Source organism: Paenisporosarcina sp. P4_D4 (assembly GCF_056401835.1).
Map to the genome: position 1 here is coordinate 1 of NZ_JBFUIO010000405.1, position 658 is coordinate 658.

Sequence of the window (658 nt, forward strand, 5' to 3'; positions counted from 1 at the left end):
GCGCCTGCACCGGAACCGGTAGCGCCGGTCGTTGTGCCAGAACCTGCGCCTGTGCCTATGGTTGAAGCGGTCGTGGTCGAAGAAGTTGTCGACCTGCCGTGGAACGACCCGGTCGAGCCCGTGCCCGTTCAGCAGCCGGCGGTGGAGCCGGTGCTGGAAACCGCCAGCGAACAACCCGAATTACCGCCGATGCCGTTGCCGGCGCCGGACAGCGTGGTGCCGGACGCCCCGGAGTGGGCCGCCGCGCCGATCCCGGAACCTTCGGTGGCCGACGTCGATGCCGCGACGCCAGGCATGGACCTGGATGACGAGCCGCCGCTGGACGAGGATTACATCGAGCCGGACATGGATTCGGCCTACAGTTACCTCGACGAGCTGGCCAGCGAGCATGCCGCCGACCCGGCTCCGGAGCCCGAGCCTGAGCCCGCGGCAATGCCGGCCACCGGTCTGGCCCTGCCATGGCTGCAGCTGTTTCCGAAATTGCCGATCTCCGGCATGACCGGCAGCATCGCCGCCAACTGCACGCTGAACGCGGTGGATGGCGACAATTGGCTGATGCACCTGGACCCGGCCCACAGTGCCTTGTTCAACGCCACTCAGCAGCGGCGCTTGAACGATGCGCTTAACCAGTATCACCAGCGCACGCTGACCCTGAGCA

Annotated in this window: 1 protein-coding gene; it reads left to right on the forward strand. The window is 67.2% G+C overall.

The features are described 5' to 3' along the window. Positions 1-72 precede the first annotated feature (72 nt). The coding region (locus tag AC1DSL_RS19135; RefSeq protein ID WP_477533466.1) for a DNA polymerase III subunit gamma/tau C-terminal domain-containing protein at positions 73-658 on the forward strand (586 nt) is incomplete at its 3' end.